At 72.9% G+C, this 20,817-nt stretch carries 20 protein-coding genes; 14 read left to right on the top strand and 6 right to left on the bottom strand.

Annotated elements, in window-relative coordinates; all coding sequences use genetic code 11:
* The first annotated feature begins 171 nt into the window (after positions 1–171).
* From AB0K09_RS08375 to AB0K09_RS08355, 5 genes are all read left to right on the top strand, one after another.
* Entirely contained in the window at positions 172–1,323 is a 1,152-nt protein-coding gene (locus AB0K09_RS08375) for a ParA family protein (protein WP_366064511.1), read from the top strand.
* Positions 1,308–1,877: a hypothetical protein gene (locus AB0K09_RS08370; protein ID WP_366064506.1), complete on the top strand. Its 570-nt coding sequence runs from the start codon at positions 1,308–1,310 to the stop codon at positions 1,875–1,877. Before AB0K09_RS08375 ends, AB0K09_RS08370 begins: the two co-directional genes overlap by 16 nt.
* 85 nt (positions 1,878–1,962) lie before the next feature.
* Complete coding sequence (locus AB0K09_RS08365; RefSeq protein ID WP_366064505.1) at positions 1,963–2,952, top strand: segregation/condensation protein A; 990 nt, start codon at positions 1,963–1,965, stop codon at positions 2,950–2,952.
* Entirely contained in the window at positions 2,949–3,617 is a 669-nt protein-coding gene (gene scpB, locus AB0K09_RS08360) for an SMC-Scp complex subunit ScpB (protein ID WP_366064504.1), read from the top strand. The genes AB0K09_RS08365 and scpB overlap by 4 nt, the downstream gene beginning before the upstream one ends.
* Positions 3,617–4,747 carry a pseudouridine synthase gene (locus AB0K09_RS08355; protein ID WP_366064503.1) on the top strand — a complete coding sequence of 377 codons (1,131 nt, stop codon included), beginning with the start codon at positions 3,617–3,619 and terminating at the stop codon, positions 4,745–4,747. Before scpB ends, AB0K09_RS08355 begins: the two co-directional genes overlap by 1 nt.
* 75 nt (positions 4,748–4,822) lie before the next feature.
* Here AB0K09_RS08355 and AB0K09_RS08350 read toward each other — a convergent pair whose 3' ends face one another.
* Positions 4,823–5,185 carry a DUF952 domain-containing protein gene (locus AB0K09_RS08350; protein WP_366064510.1) on the bottom strand — a complete coding sequence of 121 codons (363 nt, stop codon included), beginning with the start codon at positions 5,183–5,185 and terminating at the stop codon, positions 4,823–4,825.
* Between the two features lie 28 nt (positions 5,186–5,213).
* On the opposite strand from AB0K09_RS08350, the gene AB0K09_RS08345 reads away from it, so the two are divergent.
* The 4 genes from AB0K09_RS08345 (at position 5,214) to der (ending at position 9,349) form a co-directional block, all read left to right on the top strand.
* On the top strand, positions 5,214–6,299 hold the full coding sequence (locus AB0K09_RS08345; protein ID WP_366064502.1) for a prephenate dehydrogenase: 1,086 nt from the start codon (positions 5,214–5,216) through the stop codon (positions 6,297–6,299).
* Positions 6,300–6,407: 108 nt separating this feature from the next.
* On the top strand, positions 6,408–7,163 hold the full coding sequence (gene cmk, locus AB0K09_RS08340) for a (d)CMP kinase (protein ID WP_366064501.1): 756 nt from the start codon (positions 6,408–6,410) through the stop codon (positions 7,161–7,163).
* Between the two features lie 79 nt (positions 7,164–7,242).
* Positions 7,243–7,830 (top strand): lysophospholipid acyltransferase family protein, encoded by a 588-nt coding sequence (locus tag AB0K09_RS08335; RefSeq protein WP_366064509.1) that lies wholly within the window; start codon positions 7,243–7,245, stop codon positions 7,828–7,830.
* 58 nt (positions 7,831–7,888) lie between these two features.
* Positions 7,889–9,349 (top strand): ribosome biogenesis GTPase Der, encoded by a 1,461-nt coding sequence (der, locus tag AB0K09_RS08330; protein ID WP_366064500.1) that lies wholly within the window; start codon positions 7,889–7,891, stop codon positions 9,347–9,349.
* A 53-nt stretch (positions 9,350–9,402) separates the two neighbouring features.
* On the opposite strand, the gene AB0K09_RS08325 is transcribed toward der, so the two are convergent.
* Positions 9,403–9,708 (bottom strand): hypothetical protein, encoded by a 306-nt coding sequence (locus tag AB0K09_RS08325; RefSeq protein WP_366064499.1) that lies wholly within the window; start codon positions 9,706–9,708, stop codon positions 9,403–9,405.
* Between the two features lie 122 nt (positions 9,709–9,830).
* Positions 9,831–10,646, bottom strand: coding sequence for a hypothetical protein (locus AB0K09_RS08320; RefSeq protein WP_366064498.1), 816 nt, complete (start codon positions 10,644–10,646; stop codon positions 9,831–9,833).
* Positions 10,647–10,887: 241 nt separating this feature from the next.
* Here AB0K09_RS08320 and AB0K09_RS08315 point away from each other — a divergent pair, with 241 nt between their 5' ends.
* Positions 10,888–12,138 carry a glycosyltransferase family 4 protein gene (locus AB0K09_RS08315; protein ID WP_366064497.1) on the top strand — a complete coding sequence of 417 codons (1,251 nt, stop codon included), beginning with the start codon at positions 10,888–10,890 and terminating at the stop codon, positions 12,136–12,138.
* Positions 12,139–12,158: 20 nt separating this feature from the next.
* A complete protein-coding gene (locus tag AB0K09_RS08310) occupies positions 12,159–12,989 on the top strand; it encodes a hypothetical protein (RefSeq protein WP_366064496.1) in 831 nt (276 codons plus the stop codon).
* 1 nt (position 12,990) lies between these two features.
* Here the strand turns inward: AB0K09_RS08310 and ctaD are convergent, their stop codons facing one another.
* Positions 12,991–14,685 (bottom strand): cytochrome c oxidase subunit I, encoded by a 1,695-nt coding sequence (gene ctaD / locus AB0K09_RS08305; protein WP_366064495.1) that lies wholly within the window; start codon positions 14,683–14,685, stop codon positions 12,991–12,993.
* Between the two features lie 512 nt (positions 14,686–15,197).
* Between ctaD and AB0K09_RS08300 the strand changes: the two genes are divergently transcribed.
* Positions 15,198–15,413 (top strand): I78 family peptidase inhibitor, encoded by a 216-nt coding sequence (locus AB0K09_RS08300; protein WP_366064494.1) that lies wholly within the window; start codon positions 15,198–15,200, stop codon positions 15,411–15,413.
* Positions 15,414–15,498: 85 nt separating this feature from the next.
* Here the strand turns inward: AB0K09_RS08300 and AB0K09_RS08295 are convergent, their stop codons facing one another.
* Entirely contained in the window at positions 15,499–16,512 is a 1,014-nt protein-coding gene (locus AB0K09_RS08295) for a phosphatase PAP2 family protein (protein WP_366064493.1), read from the bottom strand.
* 242 nt (positions 16,513–16,754) lie between these two features.
* Positions 16,755–17,978, bottom strand: a complete 1,224-nt coding sequence (locus AB0K09_RS08290; protein WP_366064492.1) for a hypothetical protein — start codon at positions 17,976–17,978, stop codon at positions 16,755–16,757.
* A gap of 156 nt (positions 17,979–18,134) precedes the next feature.
* Here AB0K09_RS08290 and AB0K09_RS08285 point away from each other — a divergent pair, with 156 nt between their 5' ends.
* Together AB0K09_RS08285 and AB0K09_RS08280 are read left to right on the top strand one after the other, a co-directional pair.
* Positions 18,135–19,727 (top strand): MFS transporter, encoded by a 1,593-nt coding sequence (locus AB0K09_RS08285; RefSeq protein ID WP_366064491.1) that lies wholly within the window; start codon positions 18,135–18,137, stop codon positions 19,725–19,727.
* Positions 19,728–19,794: 67 nt separating this feature from the next.
* Positions 19,795–20,817 (top strand): acyl-CoA dehydrogenase family protein (locus tag AB0K09_RS08280; protein WP_366064490.1); only part of this gene is annotated, 1,023 nt, incomplete at its 3' end.

Genomic DNA, 20,817 nt, shown 5'->3' with positions numbered 1-20,817 from the left:
CGTCTCCGGCGGATTGTGTTGCTGCGGACCGCCGACACGCCATAGAGTCGCCAACCGTCGGCATGGTGCGACGCTGACCTATCTAGATGTTTCCTGGTCACCAAGGAGGTAGGACGACTTGTGAATGAGTCGACATTTACTCCCGGGGGTGGTCACCCAGGAACGCTCCCCCTGCGCCCAGGGGGCGTGGAGGTGTCCCCAGCGCAGGGTCCGCGTCCGGTGGGCCTCCACGCTGTCGGCTCCGTCGCCGTCCACACCTTCGCAGCCCACCAGAACATCCAGAGCATGACGACAGCCCACCAGAGCATGGACGGTCAACACGTGAACGCCATGGCCGGCGACCGGGGCGCCGCCGACCCCGCCACCCTCGCCGATTACGAGGAAGTGCCGGACGGTCACTTCTACGACCCCGACGCCGAGTACGAGCCGGACCCGGAGTACGCGGCCACCCTCGCGCCCGACGCGGCCCGCCAGCGCCGCGAGCGCATCGGCCCCACCGGCCGCCCGCTGCCGTACTTCCCGATCCCCGGACCGCTGACCGACCACGGCCCGGCCAAGATCATCGCCATGTGCAACCAGAAGGGCGGGGTCGGCAAGACCACCTCGACCATCAACCTGGGCGCGGCGCTCGCCGAGTACGGCCGCCGCGTGCTGCTCGTCGATTTCGACCCGCAGGGCGCCCTCTCCGTCGGACTCGGCGTCAATCCCATGGAGCTCGACCTGACGGTCTACAACCTGCTCATGGAGCGGGGCATGTCGGCCGACGAGGTCCTGCTGAAGACCGCCGTGCCCAACATGGACCTGCTGCCCAGCAACATCGACCTGTCGGCGGCCGAGGTCCAGCTGGTCAGCGAGGTGGCCCGGGAGTCGACCCTGCAGCGCGCCCTCAAGCCGCTGATGTCCGACTACGACTACATCGTCATCGACTGCCAGCCCTCGCTCGGTCTGCTGACGGTCAATGCCCTGACGGCCGCTCACAAGGTCATCGTCCCGCTGGAGTGCGAGTTCTTCGCCCTGCGCGGCGTCGCGCTGCTCACCGAGACGATCGAGAAGGTCCAGGAGCGGCTCAACCCCGAACTGGAGCTGGACGGCATCCTCGCGACGATGTACGACTCGCGGACCGTGCACAGCCGCGAGGTCCTCGCCCGGGTGGTCGAGGCGTTCGACGACCACGTCTACCACACCGTCATCGGCCGTACGGTCCGCTTCCCGGAGACCACGGTCGCGGGCGAGCCCATCACCACGTACGCGTCCAACTCCGTCGGCGCCGCCGCCTACCGCCAGCTGGCCAGGGAGGTGCTCGCGCGTTGTCACGCCGAGTGAGCCTGCCCGGCGCCGACGAGCTGTTCCGCACCACCGGAGGCACGGGGCTGCAGTCCTCCAGCCCCCGCCGGAAGGTGAACGGCGAGGCGCCGCCCAGGGTGCCGGGGCCGGGCGACGGGCCCGACGCCGAGCGGCAGGGCAAGACGGCGGACCGGCCCGCGGCCCCCGGCCCCGCGGCCGCGGCCTCCGGCCAGGAGACGGACGCGGAGCGGCGCGGTTCCGTGGACCGCACCCCGGGCGACCGGCCGGTGCCGGGCCGGGCGGCCGAGCGCCCCGAGGCCCCGGCGGCCGCGGCCCCGGCCGCGCCGCGCCGGCGCGGGCGTGCCGCGAACCGGCGGCCCAGCGGCCGGGAGCGCCACGACGAGAAGATCACCGTCTATGTCTCCGCCGAGGAGCTCATGGACCTCGAACACGCCCGGCTGGTGCTGCGCGGCGAGCACGGGCTCGCGGTCGACCGGGGCCGGATCGTGCGCGAGGCCGTCGCCGTGGTGCTGGCCGACCTGGAGTCGCGCGGCGACGCGAGCATCCTCGTGCGCCGCCTGCGCGGGCGCTGAGCGGCCCCGCCGCGCTAGCCTCGTACCCTCCGGGCCGGTCAGGCCCGCGTACGGCCGTTCCGCCCCGCCCCTCGAAAGCCCGATCATGCCCGCAGCCGCCCCTTCCCCGGCCCGCCGCCCCCTGGGGCCCGGCCCGGGCCCCACATCTCGGCCGCCCGCCGGCGCCGAGCCCCGGGGGGAGCGGCAGGAGGCGGACCGGCCCGACGCGACGGCCGGGTTCACCGTCCGGCTGGCGAACTTCGAGGGCCCCTTCGACCTGCTGCTCCAGCTGATCGCCAAGCACAAACTCGACGTCACCGAGGTCGCCCTGTCCAAGGTCACGGACGAGTTCATGGCCCACCTCCGCGCCATGGGCCCCGACTTCGACCTGGACCAGACCACCGAGTTCCTGGTGGTCGCGGCCACCCTCCTCGACCTCAAGGCGGCCCGGCTGTTGCCCGCCGCCGAGATCGAGGACGAGGCGGACCTCGCCCTGCTGGAGGCCCGGGACCTGCTCTTCGCGCGGCTGCTCCAGTACCGGGCGTACAAACGGATCGCGGAGATCTTCAGCGACCGGCTGGAGCACGAGGCCCGCCGCCGTCCCCGTACGGTCGGCCTGGAGCCGCACCACGCCGAACTGCTGCCGGAGGTGGTCATCGGCCTCGGCCCGGAGGGCTTCGCGCGGCTCGCCGTCAAGGCGATGCAGCCCAGGCCCAGGCCCCAGGTCTACGTCGACCACATCCACGCCCCGCTCGTCAGCGTGCGCGAGCAGGCCGAGGTGGTCGTCACGCTGCTGCGGGAGCGCGGCGAGGCGCGCTTCAGCGAGCTGACCGAGGACGCCCCCGACACCCTCACCGTCGTCGCCCGCTTCCTCGCCCTGCTGGAGCTCTACCGCGAGCGGGCCGTCGCCCTCGACCAGGACGAGGCCCTGGGCGCGCTGACGGTCCGCTGGACCGGCGCGGCCGAGGGGGACGCGGGCCCGCTGGTGACCGACGAGTTCGACCGCCCGCCGGAGCCGGCGGACACGGATGACGCCGCCGCCGGCGCCCCCGCCGATGACACCGCCGATGAGACCGCCGAGGAGGCGACGCCGTGAGCGACACGACCACCTGCGACGAGGAGGCCGGGCGGGTCCCCGCCGGGACGCCGGCCGTGGCCGCCCTGCCCCTGCGGCCCGCCCTGGAGGCGGTCCTGATGGTCGTCGACGAGCCCGCCACCGAGGAGCACCTGGCCAAGGTCCTCCAGCGCCCCCGCCGCGAGGTCGCCCAGGCGCTGCGCGAGCTCTCCGACGAGTACGCCGCCCAGGGCCGCGGCTTCGACCTGCGCCCGGTGGCCGGCGGCTGGCGCTTCTTCACCCGTCCCGAGTACGCCGACGCCGTCGAGTCCTTCGTCCTGGACGGCCAGCAGGCCCGGCTCACCCAGGCCGCGCTGGAGACGCTGGCCGTGGTCGCGTACCGTCAGCCGGTCAGCCGATCGAGGGTCTCCGCCGTGCGCGGAGTGAACTGCGACGGTGTCATGCGCACCCTCCTCCAGCGCGGTCTGGTGGAGGAGGCGGGGACGGAACCCGAAACAGGTGCGATCCTGTACAGGACGACGAACTACTTTCTGGAGCGGATGGGCCTTCGCGGCCTGGAGGAGCTTCCCGAGCTCGCCCCGTTCCTCCCCGAGGCGGAAGCGGTCGAGGGCGACTCCCAGGAGGGAGTCCCCTCCTTCGACCCGGACGCCCCGGACACCGACGCAGACGACAAGACGGAACTTTGATGCGAAGCAGCGGCAGGAACAGCGGAAGCGGCAACCGGGACTACCGGGGCGGTGGCGGCGCCGGTGGCGCCGGCCGGCGCTCGGGCGGCGGCTCGGGCGGTGGCTCGGGTGCGGGCCGGGGCGACGGACAGCAGCAGCGTCCGCGCCGTCCGCGCCCCGAGGAGCGTCGCTACGACGTGGGCCCCGACGCGGAGCGCGGCCGCTCCGGCGGCGGCAGCCGGGGCGCGGCCGCCCGCGGCGGCGCCAAGGGCGGCCCCAAGCGGGCCACCACGGGCAAGGCGGCGGGGCGCGGCACCGGCCGCCCGCAGGCCCCGTCCCGCCCGCGCGAGCTCGACGCCAAGATCGAGGAGCGCAACCGCGAGCGGCACAACAAGCCGCAGATCAAGCTGCCCAAGACCTTCGGCGAGCAGGAGGGCGAGCGCCTCCAGAAGGTGCTGGCCCGGGCCGGCATGGGCTCCCGCCGCGCCTGCGAGGAGCTGATCGAGCAGGCCCGCGTCGAGGTCAACGGCCGCATCGTCACCGAGCAGGGCGTGCGCGTCGACCCCGAGAAGGACGAGATCAAGGTCGACGGCCTGACCGTCGCCACCCAGTCCTACCTCTTCTTCGCCCTCAACAAGCCGGCCGGCGTCGTCTCCACCATGGAGGACCCCGACGGCCGCCAGTGCCTGGGCGACTACGTCACCAACCGCGAGACCCGGCTCTTCCACGTCGGCCGTCTCGACACGGAGACCGAGGGCATCATCCTGCTCACCAACCACGGTGAGCTGGCCCACCGCCTGACCCACCCGCGCTACGGCGTCCAGAAGACCTACCTGGCCGCCATCACCGGGCCGCTCCCGCGCGACATCGGCAAGCGCCTCAAGGAGGGCATCCAGCTGGAGGACGGCTACGCCCGCGCGGACAACTTCCGCGTCGTCCAGCAGACCGGCAAGAACTACCTGGTCGAGGTCGTCCTGCACGAGGGGCGCAAGCACATCGTGCGGCGCATGCTGGCGGAAGCCGGCTTCCCGGTGGAGAAGCTGGTCCGTACGGCCTTCGGCCCCATCGCCCTGGGCGACCAGAAGTCGGGCTGGCTGCGGCGCCTGACGAACACGGAGGTCGGCATGCTGATGCGCGAGGTGGACCTGTAGGACCCCCGGTCCTCTAGGACCCCCGGTCCTCGAAGGCCGGACGGGCCGAGATCGGCCCGTCCGGCCTTCGACGGCTCAGGACCAGACGGCCAGCCCGGTCGCCGTGCCGTCCGCCGAACGCTCGATCTCCATCATGCCCCGCACCGCGTCCCGCGTGATCCGTCCGTACACGTGCGGGAACAGTGTTTCCGGCGGAACCCCCGGCGGTGGGGAGCCGGCCGCCGCCTCCCAGCGCACCATGACGTCCAGGCGGTGCTCGTCGATCAGCAGCGCCATCAGCGGCCCCGGCACGTCGCGGTAGAACGCCGTGGCGACGGCGAGTGTCGTCGCCTCGTCCGGCGAGCAGTGCACGAAGCCCTCCTCGTCGAGGGAGGCGGGGGCGTAGGGGCGGTCGGGCGTGGCCAGCCAGTCGTCGAGCGGCACCACATGAAAGATCATGTGCATGGTCTTACCCTAGGCTGTCACCGTGAGAACCGCCCTCGTCATCGGTACCGGACTGATCGGGACCTCCGCCGCGCTCGCGCTCGTGAGCCGTGGCGTGCGGGTCCACCTCATGGACCACGACCCCGCCCAGGCGCGTACCGCCGCCGCGCGCGGCGCCGGCACGGACCAGGCCCCCGAGGGGCCGGTCGACCTGGCGATCGTCGCCGTGCCGCCGGCGCACATCGCGCCGACGCTGGCCGAAGCGGTCCGTGCCGGCCTGGCCCGCGGCTATCTGGACGTGGCCAGCGTCAAGGGCGGTCCGCGCCGCGAGCTGGAGGCGCTCGGCTGCGACCTCTCCCGCTACCTCGGCACCCACCCCATGGCCGGACGCGAGCGCTCCGGCCCGCTGGCGGCCAGCGCCGACCTCTTCGAGGGCCGGCCCTGGGTGCTCACCCCGACCCGTGAGACGGACACCGAGGTTCTCAACCTCGCCCTGGAGCTCGTCGCGCTCTGCCGCGCGGTCCCCGTCGTCATGGACGCCGACGCCCACGACCGGGCCGTCGCGCTCGTCTCGCACACCCCGCAGCTGCTCTCCAGCCTGGTCGCGGCCCGGCTGGAGGAGGCCGACGAGACGGCCGTCCGCCTGTGCGGCCAGGGCATCCGGGACGTGACCCGCATCGCGGCCTCCGACCCCCGGATGTGGATCGACATCCTCTCCGCCAACCCCGGTCCCGTCGCCGACGTCCTCGCCGCCGTCGCGGCCGACCTGGACGAGACCGTCCGGGCCCTGCGCGCGCTGGAGGCCCCCGCGGAGGACGAGCGTGAGGGCGCCGCGGCCGGGATCGAGGACGTGCTGCGCCGCGGCAACGCCGGCCGCGCCCGCGTCCCCGGCAAGCACGGGGCCGCCCCCGCCGCGTACGAGACGGTCACGGTGCTCATCGGCGACCAGCCGGGCGAGCTGGCCAGGATCTTCGCGGACGCCGGGCGGGCGGGCGTCAACATCGAGGACGTCCGCATCGAGCACGCCACCGGCCAGCAGTCGGGTCTGATCCAGCTCATGGTCGAACCGTCCGCCGTGACGGCCCTCGCGGCGACCCTCCGGGACCGCGGCTGGTCCGTCCGGCAGTAGCCCGGGAAACGGGCCCGGGAATGGCCGGGCCCGCGAGACAGTAACCTTGTCGGAGGCTCCTGCAGCCAGCCCCGACCAGCCCCGTGCACCAGAAAGGTGTCTGACACCGTGGAAACCGCCGCCCGGACCGCACCGGCAGCCGTGATCGTCGGCATCGACGGCCCCTCCGGCACGGGCAAGTCCAGCACCTCCAAGGCCGTCGCCGCCAAGCTGGGCCTGCGCTACCTGGACACCGGGGCCCAGTACCGGGCGATCACCTGGTGGATGCTGAGCAACGGCATCGACGTCAATGACGCCGACGCCGTGGCCGCCGCCGCCGGCAAGCCCGAGATCGTCTCCGGCACGGACCCGCTCGCGCCCACCATCACGGTCGACGGCGCGGACGCCGCCGGGCCCATCCGCACGCACGAGGTCACCTCGGCCGTCAGCGCCGTCAGCGCGGTCCCGGAGATCCGGACCCGGCTGACCGAGCTGCAGCGCGCCATCGCCGCCGAGGCCCCGCACGGCATCGTCGTCGAGGGCCGGGACATCGGCACCACCGTGCTGCCGGACGCCGACCTCAAGATCTTCCTGACCGCCTCGGCGGAGGCCCGCGCCGCCCGCCGCAACGGCGAGCTGAAGGGCCCGCAGGCCTCCGACCTGGCCGCCACCCAGGCCGCCCTGCTCAAGCGGGACGCCGCCGACTCCGGCCGTAAGACCTCCCCGCTGGCCAAGGCCGAGGACGCCGTCGAGGTGGACACCACCGAGCTGACCCTGGAGCAGGTCATCGAGTGCGTGGTCACCCTGGTGGAGGAGCGACGCAGCCGAGACGCGGCGCACTCGGCCGGAGCGGAGTCGAGGCGGAGTGCGACCGAAAGCGCGTGAAGCGGACGGCGTGACGGCCTCCGCTTCCACGGCCTCCGCTTCCGGTGCCGCCGTCGGCAGACGCATCGGCATCGGCCTGATGTACGGGCTGTGGCGGCCCCGGGTGCTGGGCGCGTGGCGGATGCCCGCCGCGGGTCCCGCCATCCTGGCGATCAACCACTCCCACAACATCGACGGGCCGATGCTCATGGGCACCGCGCCCCGGCCGGTGCACTTCCTGATCAAGAAGGAGGCGTTCGCCGGTCCGCTGGGCCCGTTCCTGCGCGGGATCGGGCAGCTGGAGGTGGACCGTACGAGCGCGGACCGCGCCGCCGTCACCACGGCGCTCGACGTGCTGGCCCGCGGCGATGTGCTGGGGATCTTCCCGGAGGGCACCCGGGGCGAGGGCGACTTCTCGTCGCTGCGCGCCGGGCTCGCGTACTTCGCGCTGCGTTCGGGTGCGCCCGTCGTGCCGGTGGCGGTCCTCGGCAGCGCCGAGCGGCGCGGCCGGGCGATAGCCGCGCTGCCGCCGTTGCGCAGCCGCGTCGACGTCGTCTTCGGCGACCCCTTCCGGGCCGGTGACGGCTCCGGCCGGCGGACCCGCAAGGCGCTGGACGAGGCGACCGTGCGCATCCAGGAGCGGCTGGGCGCGCACCTGGCGGACGCCAAGCGGCTGACCGGCCGCTGACCGAGACTTAAGAAGCACACCGTGTGCGTGTGCGGACGACGAACGAGGAACGGACTTCATGAACGACCAGATCCACTCCGGCGACGAGCACGGTGAGCTTGGCGACGCCGAGTACGCGGAGTTCATGGAGCTCGCGGCCCAGGAGGGCTTCGACGCCGAGGAGGTCGAGAGCGAGCTCGCCGCCGCCGGACACGGGCCGCTGCCCGTGCTCGCCGTGGTCGGCCGCCCGAACGTCGGCAAGTCGACCCTGGTGAACCGCATCATCGGCCGCCGCGAGGCCGTCGTCGAGGACCGTCCGGGCGTCACCCGGGACCGTGTCACCTACGAGGCCGAGTGGGCCGGCCGCCGCTTCAAGGTCGTCGACACCGGCGGCTGGGAGCAGGACGTCCTCGGCATCGACGCGTCCGTGGCCGCGCAGGCCGAGTTCGCGATCGACGCCGCCGACGCGGTGGTCTTCGTCGTGGACGCCACGGTCGGTGCGACCGACACGGACGAGGCCGTCGTGAAGCTGCTGCGCCGGGCCGGCAAGCCGGTCGTGCTGTGCGCCAACAAGGTCGACGGCCCTTCCGCCGAGGCCGACGCCGCCATGCTGTGGTCGCTCGGGCTCGGCGAGCCCATGCCGGTCTCCGCACTGCACGGCCGCGGCACCGGCGACATGCTGGACGAGGTCCTCAAGGCCCTGCCCGAGGCCCCGGCCCAGACCTTCGGCGCGGCCGTCGGCGGTCCGCGCCGCATCGCGCTGATCGGCCGGCCGAACGTCGGCAAGTCCTCCCTGCTGAACCAGGTGGCGGGCGAGGAGCGCGTCGTCGTCAACGAGCTGGCCGGCACCACCCGCGACCCGGTCGACGAGCTGATCGAGCTGGGCGGCAAGACCTGGAAGTTCGTCGACACGGCGGGCATCCGCAAGCGCGTCCACCTCCAGGAGGGCGCCGACTACTACGCCTCCCTGCGGACGGCCGCCGCCGTCGAGAAGGCCGAGGTCGCCGTCGTCCTGATCGACGCGAGCGAGAGCATCTCGGTCCAGGACCAGCGCATCATCACCATGGCCGTCGAGGCCGGCCGGGCGCTCGTCCTCGCGATCAACAAGTGGGACACGCTCGACGAGGAGCGCCGCTACTACCTCGAGCGCGAGATCGAGACCGAGCTCGGTCAGATCCAGTGGGCGCCCCGCGTGAACGTCTCGGCGCGCACCGGCCGTCACATGGAGAAGCTCGTCCCGGCGATCGAGACGGCGCTGGAGGGCTGGGAGACGCGCGTGCCGACCGGCCGCCTGAACGCCTTCCTCGGCGAGCTCGTCTCGGCCCACCCGCACCCCATCCGGGGCGGCAAGCAGCCCCGCATCCTCTTCGGCACCCAGGCGGGCACCCGCCCGCCCCGCTTCGTCCTCTTCGCCTCCGGCTTCCTGGAGGCCGGCTACCGCCGCTTCATCGAGCGCCGCCTGCGCGAGGAGTTCGGCTTCGAGGGCACGCCGATCCACCTGTCGGTGCGGGTGCGGGAGAAGCGGTCCCGCAAGAAGTGACGCCGACGCGCCCGCAGGCGCTGGAATGCCCGGACCCTATGGGTCCGGGGTTCTCAGTAGGTGCCGCGGGTGCGGCCGTCGCGTTGGCCGGGGGGAAGGGCCGGGAGCTGGTGGGCGGTGCGGGGGCGGGGGTAGTAGGACTCCCAGGCCGCGTTGTAGCCGGAGTGGGCGGGATAGGCGGACTGGCCCGCGTAGCCGTTCTGCTGGGGGGCGAAGGACTTGAACCTCAGGTCCTCCTCGCCCGAGCGGTCGCCGGGCAGGGCCCGGAACGACCGGCGGTACTCGGAACAGAGGGCGTCGTAGATCGGGGTGACCGAGGCGGTGTGACTCTCCGGGGCGGCGTCGCGGGGTGGCCGCATGCCGGGGATGTAGTTCGGGTACGAGGTCCGGGCAACGGGTTCGTATGAGTACACATCCCTGCCAACGACAGGGAGCCCCTTCGGATGCGGTTCGCGCGGCGAATGGGTAGTGCCCCGGAGGGTCACGTGCCCGCGAGCGGCATCGTGGTGCCGACCAGCCGGCCGCCCGCCGCGGCACGGTCGAGGGCCTCGCGCAGCAGGTCCTCGCGGGACTGGGTGCCGATCGTGCCGACCGGGGCGGCGAAGACCAGGACGCGCTGCGTCTTGTTGACCGCGGCCCGCCAGTCGTCGGCGACCTGCATCGCCTGGTGCGCCTGCCACCACGCGCTGGGGGAGCCGCCGCCCGGGGCCGGCTGGAGGATCGCGTGCAGCTTGCCCATGACGACCAGCACCGACCAGCCGGGGGAGGACGGCGGGAGCTCGTCGAGCGAGCCGACCGGTGCGAAGCCCTGCTCGCGGAGCAGGTCGAGGAAGACGTCGACCGGACCGTCGGTGCCGGGGCGGGCGATGGCGGTGAGCGGCTCGACGACCAGCGCCGGGTGGACGTCGCCGTCGACGAGGATCAGCCCGCTGGTCACCCCCAGCTCGGCCTGGAGCGGGACGTCCACGCCGTGCGCACCGGCGGGGCTCGCGGCGGCGGGCGCGCTCGGCGGGGCCGCCGGCGCGTTCTGGATCGACCGCACTGCCCCCTGGAGCTGTTCCTCGGAGACCGGGACCACCTGTGAGGGGATGCACGCGGCGTGGGCGAAGGCGAGCACCGCCGTCTCCTCGCCGACGAAGAGCACCGTGCTGGTGCGCTCCCGCTCGCTGTCGCCGGGGGTGCGGCAGGACGTGCAGTCGTAGGTGCCCGGCGCGTTGTCCCCGCCGAGCAGTCGGTCCGCTTCTTCGTCGCCGATCTCGGCGCGTACCTCGTCGCTGACGTCGAGCATGCGCGGCACGGGGGACTCCTCGAACTCAGTGCGTGTTCGCCGGGAGGTTCCCGGCTCGTAAGGAGACAACGGGAGACCCATGGCGCGGGTCACGCCCCGGAAAAGTTCCCGCTCCGGCTACCGATTTCCCAACGCTTGCGGAACGACTTGGCGATCACGGCCAACCCGGGAACCGCTCACACGGTCTAACCTCTCGGAGAGGCGGGGCCACCAGGTCATCTCAACCGGCACAGCGGCTGCATGGGGACGAATGCACATCTCATTCCTGATTCACAACGCGTACGGGATCGGCGGGACGATCCGCACCACGTTCAACCTCGCGAGCACGCTCGCCGAGCAGCACGACGTGGAGATCGTCTCCGTCTTCCGCCATCGCGACGAGCCCGTCTTCGCCCCCGGGGGCAAGGTGCGGCTGCGTCATCTGGTCGATCTGCGCAAGGACAGCCCGGGGTACGAGGGGGATCACCCCGACTACGGCCGTCCGGCCGCGGTCTTCCCCTCCACCGAGGGCCGCTACAAGCAGTACAGCGCCCTCACCGACCGCAAGATCGCGGAGCATCTGCGCGGCCTGGACTGCGACGTGGTCGTCGGCACCCGCCCGGGGCTGAACGTCCACATCGCCCAGCAGGCCCGCCGCGGGCCGGTCCGGGTCGGGCAGGAGCACCTGACGCTGAGCACGCACACGCCGGAGCTCAAGCTGACGCTGCGCACGCACTACCCGCGGTTGGACGCGGTCACCACCGTGACCGAGGCCGACGCCGAGACGTACCGCCGGCTGATGCGCCTGCCCGGCGTGCGCGTCGAGGCGGTGCCCAACAGCGTGCCCCAGCCCCGCGTGGAGCCCGCCGACTCCACCGGCAAGTGGGTGGTCGCCGCCGGCCGCCTCGCGCCCGCCAAGCGCTACGACGTGCTGATCCGGGCCTTCGAGAAGGTCGTCGCCGAGCGCCCCGACTGGCGGCTGCGGATCTACGGGGCCGGCGCGGAGCGCGCGAAGCTGCGCAAGCTCATCGACGACCGCGGCCTCTACAACCACATCTACCTCATGGGCCCCGCCAACCCCCTGGATCCCGAGTGGGTGAAGGGCTCGATCGGCGCGGTCACCTCCAGCCTGGAGTCCTTCGGCATGACGATCGTCGAGGCCATGCGCTGTGGTCTGCCCGTGGTCTCCACCGACTGCCCGCACGGGCCCGGCGAGATCATCAACGACGGCGTCGACGGCCTGCTCGTGCCCGTCGGGAAGGCCGACAGGATCGCCGCGGGGCTGCTGAGGCTCATCAACGACGACGAACTGCGCAGGAGCATGGGCCAGGAGGCCCTCAAGAGCTCGGCCCGCTTCGACCCGGCGCACGTGGCCGGTCGTTACGAAGCGCTGTTCACCGACCTCGTCACGCGCGGCGCCCTGCGCGGCTCGCTGCACCGTACGCGCGGCGCCCTGCTCAGCAGCGCGTTCCGGACCAAGGACGCAAGCCGCTCGGCCCTGCGACGGGTGCGTGCCGCATGACCCCCGAGGAGTGCACCATCATGGGGAACCCCACCGCCGACTGCATCGCCGACTCCGCGGGCGGCCTCACCTTCGACCTCGCCGCCGCCGGCGGCGACAGCGGGGACTGGTCCGCCGCGCTCGTCCTGCGCCGCCGGGGCGCCGACGAGGAGGCGGAGGAGGTCCGCCTGCCGCTCACCCCGAACGGCACCGGCCGGCTGCGCGCCGTGCTGCCGAGCACGGTCGCCCTGCCGGAGGGCCGCTGGGACGTCCACGTCGCCTGCGCCGGCGAGGCCCCGCGCCGGCTCCTGCCCGGCCTGGCCGACCTGCGGTCGCTGGTCGACCGCCGCCCCGGCCCGAGCACCTCGCCGCTGGCCGTCCGCATCCCCTACGCCACCAAGCACGGCAATCTCTCGCTGCGCAGCTGGCTGCGCGCGCCGCACGCGGAGGCGGGAGACCTGGAGCTCTCGGCGGACGGGCTGACCGGGCACGGCACCCTCTACCGGGTGGCGGAGCCGGAGGCGTGGCTGGCCGGCGCCACCGTCGAGGCACGCCTGCGGCGCGACCCCGCGACGGTCGTCCGCGCCGCGGTGACCCCGGCCGGGGAGGGCGCCCAGGACTTCGCCTTCACCCTCTCCTACGCGCAGCTGCGCGCGCACTGGGAGGGCGGGCTGGACGTGTGGGACCTGTGGCTGTGCGGGCCGGAGGGCGCGGAGGTGCGCATAGCGCGCATCCTGGACGACGTCGCGGACAAGAGACAGATCTTCACCTACCCGGCCCGAGCGGTCGAGGGCGCGCAGGTGAGCCCGTACTACACGGTCGACAACGACCTGTCGCTGCGGGTCGACGAGCGTCCGCCGGTGGCCGGCTGACCTACTTCGCCGGACGGGTCGCCTCGTCGGCCCGTCCGCCGGAAACCCCCTTCTCCACCCGCACCGTCTCCGGATGGTGCAGGTCGAACGCCGGCGATTCGGAGCGGATCCGCGGCAGCGTCGTGAAGTTGTGCCGCGGCGGCGGGCACGACGTCGCCCACTCCAGGGAGCGCCCGAAGCCCCACGGGTCGTCGACCTCCACCCGCCTGCCGTACCGTGCCGTCTTCCAGACGTTGTAGAAGAACGGCAGCGTCGACAGCCCCAGCAGGAACGCCCCGATCGAGGAGACCGTGTTGAGCGCGGTGAACCCGTCGGCGGCCAGGTAGTCCGCGTAGCGGCGCGGCATGCCCTCGGCGCCCAGCCAGTGCTGGACCAGGAACGTGGTGTGGAAGCCCACGAAGAGGGTCCAGAAGTGGATCTTGCCCAGGCGCTCGTCGAGCAGCTTCCCGGTGAACTTGGGCCACCAGAAGTAGAAGCCCGCGAACATCGCGAAGACCACCGTGCCGAACACCACGTAGTGGAAGTGGGCCACCACGAAGTAGGTGTCGGTGACGTGGAAGTCCAGCGGCGGGGACGCCAGGATCACGCCGGTCAGCCCGCCGAAGAGGAAGCTGACCAGGAAGCCGACCGACCACAGCATCGGGGCCTCGAAGGACAGCGAGCCGTGCCACATCGTGCCGATCCAGTTGAAGAACTTCACGCCCGTCGGCACGGCGATGAGGAAGGACATGAAGGAGAAGAAGGGCAGCAGCACCGCCCCGGTGGCGAACATGTGGTGTGCCCAGACCACCACCGACAGGGCCGTGATGGCCATGGTGGCGCCGATCAGCATCACGTAGCCGAAGATCGGCTTGCGGGAGAAGACCGGGATGATCTCCGTGATGATGCCGAAGAACGGCAGCGCGATGATGTAGACCTCCGGATGGCCGAAGAACCAGAACAGGTGCTGCCACAGCAGCGCCCCGCCGTTCTGGGCCTCGAAGACCTGCGCGCCGAACCGCCGGTCCGCCTCCAGTACCAGCAGGGCCGCGGCCAGCACCGGGAAGGCCATCAGGATCAGGATGGACGTGAACAGCACGTTCCAGGTGAAGACGGGCATCCGGAACATCGTCATGCCCGGTGCGCGCATGCCGATGATGGTGGTCAGGAAGTTGACCGCGCCCAGGATCGTCCCGAAGCCGGACAGGGCCAGGCCCATGATCCACATGTCGGCGCCCAGCCCGGGTGAGCGGACCTCGCTGCTCAGCGGCGCGTAGCCGGTCCAGCCGAAGGACGCCCCGCCCTCCGGCATCAGCAGGCTGAAGACCACGATCAGGCCGCCGAAGAGGTAGAGCCAGTAGGCGAACATGTTCAGCCGGGGGAAGGCCACGTCCGGCGAGCCGATCTGCAGCGGCATGATCGCGTTGGCGAAGCCCGCGAAGGCAGGGGTGGCGAAGAGCAGCAGCATGATCGTGCCGTGGGCCGTGAAGGCCTCGTTGAACTGCTCGTTGCTGATGATCTGCAACCCGGGGCGGGCCAGCTCGGCGCGCATCAGCATGGCGAGCAGGCCGGCGACGAGGAAGAAGCCGAACGAGGTCAGCAGATAGAGGTGGCCGATCTTCTTGTGATCGGTGGTGGTCAGCCAGTCGACCACGACGCGGCCCGGCCGGCGCTCCCGGACCGTCCCGGACTCCGGCCGCGCGGTGTCGGTCCCCATCCGTGCCCCCTCGCTACTCGGCTCACGCTGTCGTGCATCGGGCTCTCGGGCACCCGCCATGATGCTCGCTCCCGCGCCCCGCGCGCGAGGGTGCCTCACGGGGGGCGGTCCCCGGAGGTGGCCCGCCTTTAAACGGAACTGTCTATTCCGTGCATGGCGCGGGGCGGCCGCGTGTACGGTCCGGCAGTGCTCGGGGTGCGCTTCCGGGCGCCCTTTCCGTGAGGTTTCGGGAAAAGCGGGGGCAGGACGTCCGCAAGGGGCCCGGGAAGCGGAATTCAAGAGGTAAGCGGAGGGGCTTCCGAGGGTATTTCGAAAAGGCGCCGTGAAATTCCGTCACTTTCCCCGCGGCGGCGTCCGCAAGCGGCGGGAAAGGCTCGTACGAGTGAGCTGACGGACGGTAAACGCGCGCCGGGCGTCTGTGACAGAAGTGTGACCAGTGGCGGACGTGGTGGGTACGCGGGCGTGCCCGTGCCTCCTTCCGCCGCCGGTCCGCGCCGCCTACGGTGGCTGCCATGGCTCCCGTACCCGATCTGCCGCCCGACCCCGACGACGTCCCGGAGGAGTACGTCGGACTCGACGCCGAGGAGGCCGCCGCCCGGGCCCGCGCGCGGGGCTGGACCACGGTGCGGGCGCTCGAACCCGGCGCGATCATCACCATGGAGTTCCTGTCCGGCCGGCTGAACTTCGAGGTCGTCGGCGGCACCGTGCGGCGCTGCTGGAAGGGCTGACGGGCTCCGGGGCGGGCTCCGACGCGAGGAGGGCGGTCCCGGGATCCCGGGACCGCCCTCCTCGTCGTGCGCGTGTGGCGCCGTGTCAGCCGACCGTGCGGCCGCGGCCCGTGGCCGGGCCCAGGGGTGCCGTGCGGGGCACCCGGTCCGCGTGCGGGGGCCGGCGGCTGCCGGTCGGGGTGACCGGCGTCCGCTCGGAACGGGCCGTGTGCGGCCGCGGCGGCAGGTGCGGACGGCCGTCGGGGACGCGGCCCGCGCCGCCGGACCGGCTGCCGGCACCCACCGGCTCGCGCGCCGGAAGGGTGTCGTCGGCCGGCACCCGGGGCGCGGCGACCGCGACCGGCGTCGCGACCGTGAGCGGGGCGAGGGCGCGGCGGGCGCGCAGCCGGGCCCACAGGGCCATGAGCCATCCCTCCGCACGGGTCATCAGCGGCTCGAACCAGGGGAGCGCGAGCAGCACCAGCAGACCGGCGGTCCAGCCGAGGGTGACGTCGCTCATCCAGTGCGTGCCCAGGTAGACCGTGGTCATCCCGACGCCCAGCGCGAGCAGGGCGGCGATCACCGAGGCGATGCGGCGGGCGCGCGGCGTGGTGGCCAGATAGGCGAGCACGCCCCAGGTCACCACGGCGTTGGCCGTGTGTCCCGAGGGGAATATGTCCCCGCCGGCGAACATCTCGTTGGAGCCGATGGCGGTCGCGTAGTGCGGTCCCAGCCGGCCCATCCCTATCTTCGCGGCACCCACGGTCGCGTTGAGCAGCAGCAACGACGTGCCGAGCACGAGCAGCGGCCGCAGCGTCCGCTGCCTGTGCGCGCGCCAGCCCAGCCAGGCGGCCACCGCGACGGCGGTCGGGCCGCGCTGGCCCAGCACCACGAAGTAGTCGAGGAAGGTGTGGATCTCCGGCCACTGCTTGTACGGCCGGAAGAGCATGACCTGCCAGTCGAACCGCACCGGCCAGGACGTGGTGAGCACACCGACCACGATCGCCACATAGACCACGAGGGTCGCCACGAAGATCCCCAGGCGGGTCCTGGTCATCCGTGGCCGCACGGGATCGGTCGGGCGCTCCTCCGCTCGGACGAGCTCGTCGTTGGTATGCACTCAATCGACGTTACATTGCGTGACAGGAGCCTTCGGCCGATCGGGGCGCTTTGTGATGACGATGTGATGTGGAATGCGTCTCAGCCCGCGCTTTCGCCGACCGGTGCACGGGAAATAAGAGCGGCATAAATAAAGGGCGGTGAGGATATTCCCGCGAGGGTCGGGACGGGCTCTATAGAGCCCGTCCTGCGATTGAGGACACCGCGCATTAGTGCGGTCCGGCGGGGAAGGCCCCGCAGGGGTCACGGCGGGCCGGAGCCGTGCAGCCAGAACGCGCCGTAGACCGCCGACGCCAGCGCCACCACGCTCACCGTGAGCACCGCCCGTACCGTCCGCAGGCGGACCAGCGCCAGGGCGAGCGGCAGCAGCAGGGGGAAGGCGGGCAGCATCAGGCGCGGCTTCGAGCCGAAGTAGCCCTTGGCGGTCAGGGCCAGCAGCAGCACCGTGCCGGTGTGGACGAGCAGCGGCAGCGGCTGGCGCTGCCGTACCCCCGCCGCGTACAGCCACAGCAGCAGGGCGACCCCGACCAGCAGCCCGAGCCCGGCGGGGAAGGCGGGGCCGGTCAGCAGCCGGCCGATGAAGGAGCCGAACGCGACGCCCCCGTCGAAGCCGTTGCCCCAGCCGCCCTGCACGTCCAGATAGCCGGTGGCGCTCCGGGTACGCAGCCCGACCCAGACGAAGTAGGCCAGCCAGCCGAGCGGGGCCAGCGCCACCCCGAGCAGCGTCCGGACCGTCCGCGAGCGCGGCACGCCGCCCTCCGCCCGTCCTCGCCACAGCGTCACGGCCGCCGTGAGCCACACGGCCGCGACCACCGCCGCGCCCACCGGCCGGGTCAGCCCCGCCAGCGCCGCCAGTGAGCCCGCCCACACCCAGCGCTCACGGAGCACGCAGTACAGGGACCACGCCGCGAGCGCGGTGAACAGCGACTCCGAGTACGCCATCGACTGCACGATCCCGACCGGCAGCGCCGCCCACAGCGCCACGAGCGCGACGCCCGCCCGCCGGCCGTGCAGCCGCTCCCCGACGGCGAAGATCCCGCCCGCCGCGCAGAGCGAGGCCACCGCACTGACCACCAGCCCCGCGTCCCCCGGCGACAGGGGCAGAACCGTCGACAGCGCCCGCTCCAGCCACGGCAGCAGCGGGAAGAACGCCAGGTCGGAGTGGACCTTCCCGCCCGGCAGATGCAGCGTGTAGCCGTAGCCCTCCGCCGCTATGCGGGCGTACCAGAGGGAGTCCCAGCGCGCCGAGAGCAGCTGGTGCGGCCCCTTGCCGTCCGCCAGCCCCCACAGCGCGAGCACCACGATCCCCAGCACCCGCACCCCCGCGTACGCCAGCAGCGCCGGCGCGGCACGGCGCAGCGCGGCACGGACGCGGCGGCCCGGGCCGCCGCCGGTCGCGCCGGTCGCGCCGGTCGTCCCGGTGACGGGGGCGGCGGCCGGGCGGGCGGGGGAGACGAGATCGGTCACCGACCGATTGTCCTGCATCCCCGCCGTCCCCCGGTCCGGCAAAGGTCCCGGTCCGGCGTGACAGCGGACACGTGTCTTTCTGCGGGTCTCGCGTAATCTGTCGATTCATCTCGGCCCGGTTCATCCCGGCCGCGACCGCACGACACGGAGGTGTGAATGTCCGGGACGACCGCGGCCGGCCCCAGGGTCGCCGGGCTTCCCCGGCAGCGGCCCCGCTACGGGCTGCCACGCCGACCGCCGGGCGCCCACCAGGGGTACGGGCACGGGGCAGGCGCGAGCCGGTGGACCGTGCTCGTCGTGCTCTGCATCAGCCTGCTGCTCGTCGCCGTCGACGCCACGGTGCTGCACGTCGCCGTCCCGGCCGTCACCGAGGACCTGCGCCCCGGCGCCATCCAGCTGCTGTGGATCGTCGACGTCTACCCCCTGGTCTGCGCCTCGCTCCTCATCCTCTTCGGCACCCTCGGCGACCGCGTCGGGCGCCGGCGCGTGCTGCTGCTCGGCTACGGACTGTTCGGCCTGGCCTCCGCGCTGGCCGCCTTCGCGCCCGCCCCGGAGATCCTCATCGCCGCCCGGGCGCTGCTCGGCGCCGGCGGCGCGATGATCATGCCGGCGACGCTGTCGATCCTGCGCCAGGTCTTCCCCGACCGGCGCGAGCGCGCCCTGGCCATCGGCCTGTGGAGCGCCGTCGCCGCGGTGGGCGCGGCCCTCGGACCACTGCTCGGCGGGTTCCTGCTGGAGCACTTCTGGTGGGGCTCCGTCTTCCTCATCAACATCCCGCTCATGGCGGTGAGCATCCCGGTCGGCCGCTGGCTGCTGCCCGAATCCACCGGCGAGCGCGACGGACCGTGGGACGTCCTCGGCGCCCTCATGGCCGCCTTCGGCCTCTTCGGCCTGGTCCTCGGCGTCAAGCGGGTCGGCTCCGCCGAGCCGCTGTCGCTGCTCACGGTCGTGCCGGGCGCGGTCGGGGCCGCGCTGCTCATCCTCTTCGTCCGCCGGCAGCGACGGCGCCGGCACCCCCTGGTCGACCTCGCGATGTTCGCCCGCCCCGCCTTCGGCACGTCGGTGGGCTGCATCGTGCTGGCCATGCTCGCGCTCGTCGGCCTGGAACTGGTCGCCGCGCAGTACCTCCAGCTCGTCCTCGGCCTCACCCCGCTCCAGACGGGCCTGCGCCTGCTGCCGCTCACCCTGGCCGCCATGGCCGCCGGCCTCGCGGGCTCCCGCGTCCTGCACCGCTTCGGCCCACGCGCGATGGTCGTCTCCGGCTTCCTGCTGACCGCCGTCGCCGTACTGTCCCTGACCGCCCTCGGCCGGCACGACCAGCCGGGCTTCATGATCACGGCCTTTGTCTTCCTCGGCTTCGGCCTGGAGACGACGCTGTTCGGCGCGTACGAGTCGATGCTGAGCGAGGCGCCGGCGGAGTCGGCCGGCGGGTCGGCGGCGATCGGCGAGACCTCCTACCAGCTCGGTGCCGGCATCGGCATCGCCCTGCTGGGCAGCGTCATGAACGCGGCGTACGCGCCGGGCGTCTCGGCGGTGCCGGGCGTACCGAGCGCGGCGGGCACGGCGGCGAGCCACTCGCTGGGCGAGGCCTACGACGTCGCCTCCCGGCTGGGGGGCCCGGCGGGGGTGGCCCTCCGCGCGGCGGCGCGGGACGCTTTCGTGCACGGCTTGCACGTGACACTGGCGGTGAGTGCGGGGTTGCTGCTGCTCGGAGCTGTTGCCGCGTTGCGGCTGCCGCGCGAGGTCTGATCTTTCCCCTGCCCCGGAGAACCCCTGGACGGCGGTGGTTACTCGGCCGTAAGTTGCTGGCGAACCCATGACGCCGGAGGCAGCCGTGATCGACCCGCGCGACCCGCTGGGGATGGACGAACTCCTCACCGACGAGGACCGAGCCATCCGAGACGCCGTCAGGCAATGGGCGGCGGACCGCGTCCTCCCCCACATCGCCGAGTGGTACGAGAGCGGCGAGCTCCCCGTCGTGCGCGAACTCGCGCGCGAGCTCGGCGCGCTCGGCGCCCTCGGGATGCAGCTCGACGGATACGGCTGCGCCGGGGCCAGTGCCGTGCAGTACGGGCTGGCGTGCCTGGAGCTGGAGGCCGCCGACTCCGGCATCCGCTCGCTCGTCTCCGTGCAGGGCTCGCTCGCGATGTACGCGATCCACCGGTTCGGCTCCGAGGAGCAGAAGCAGCGCTGGCTGCCCGGCATGGCCGCCGGCGAGATCATCGGCTGCTTCGGGCTCACCGAGCCCGACCACGGCTCGGACCCGGCCTCCATGCGGACCCACGCCAAGCGCGAGGCCGGCGGCGACTGGGTGCTGACGGGCCGCAAGATGTGGATCACCAACGGTTCCGTGGCCGGCGTCGCGGTCGTCTGGGCCCAGACCGACGAAGGCATCCGCGGCTTCGTCGTCCCCACCGACAGCCCGGGGCTGTCCGCGCCGGAGATCCGGCACAAGTGGTCGCTGCGCGCCTCCGTCACCAGCGAGCTGGTGATGGACGAGGTGCGGCTCCCCGCCGACGCCGTCCTCCCGGAGGTCACCGGGCTGCGCGGCCCGCTGAGCTGTCTGAGCCACGCTCGCTACGGCATCGTCTGGGGCGCGATGGGCGCCGCGCGGACGAGCTTCGAGACGGCGCTGGAGTACGCGAAGACCCGCGAGCAGTTCGGGAAGCCCATCGGTGGCTTCCAGCTGACCCAGGCCAAGCTCGCCGACATGGCCGTGGAGCTGCACAAGGGCATCCTGCTCGCCCACCATCTGGGGCGGCGGATGGACGCGGGGAGGCTGCGGCCGGAACAGGTGAGCTTCGGCAAGCTCAACAACGTGCGGGAGGCGATCGAGATC

Source organism: Streptomyces sp. NPDC049577 (assembly GCF_040675635.1).
Lineage (GTDB): Bacteria > Actinomycetota > Actinomycetes > Streptomycetales > Streptomycetaceae > Streptomyces.
The sequence above is the reverse complement of the archived record's forward strand: the minus strand, read 5'-3'. Positions and strand labels throughout refer to the sequence as shown.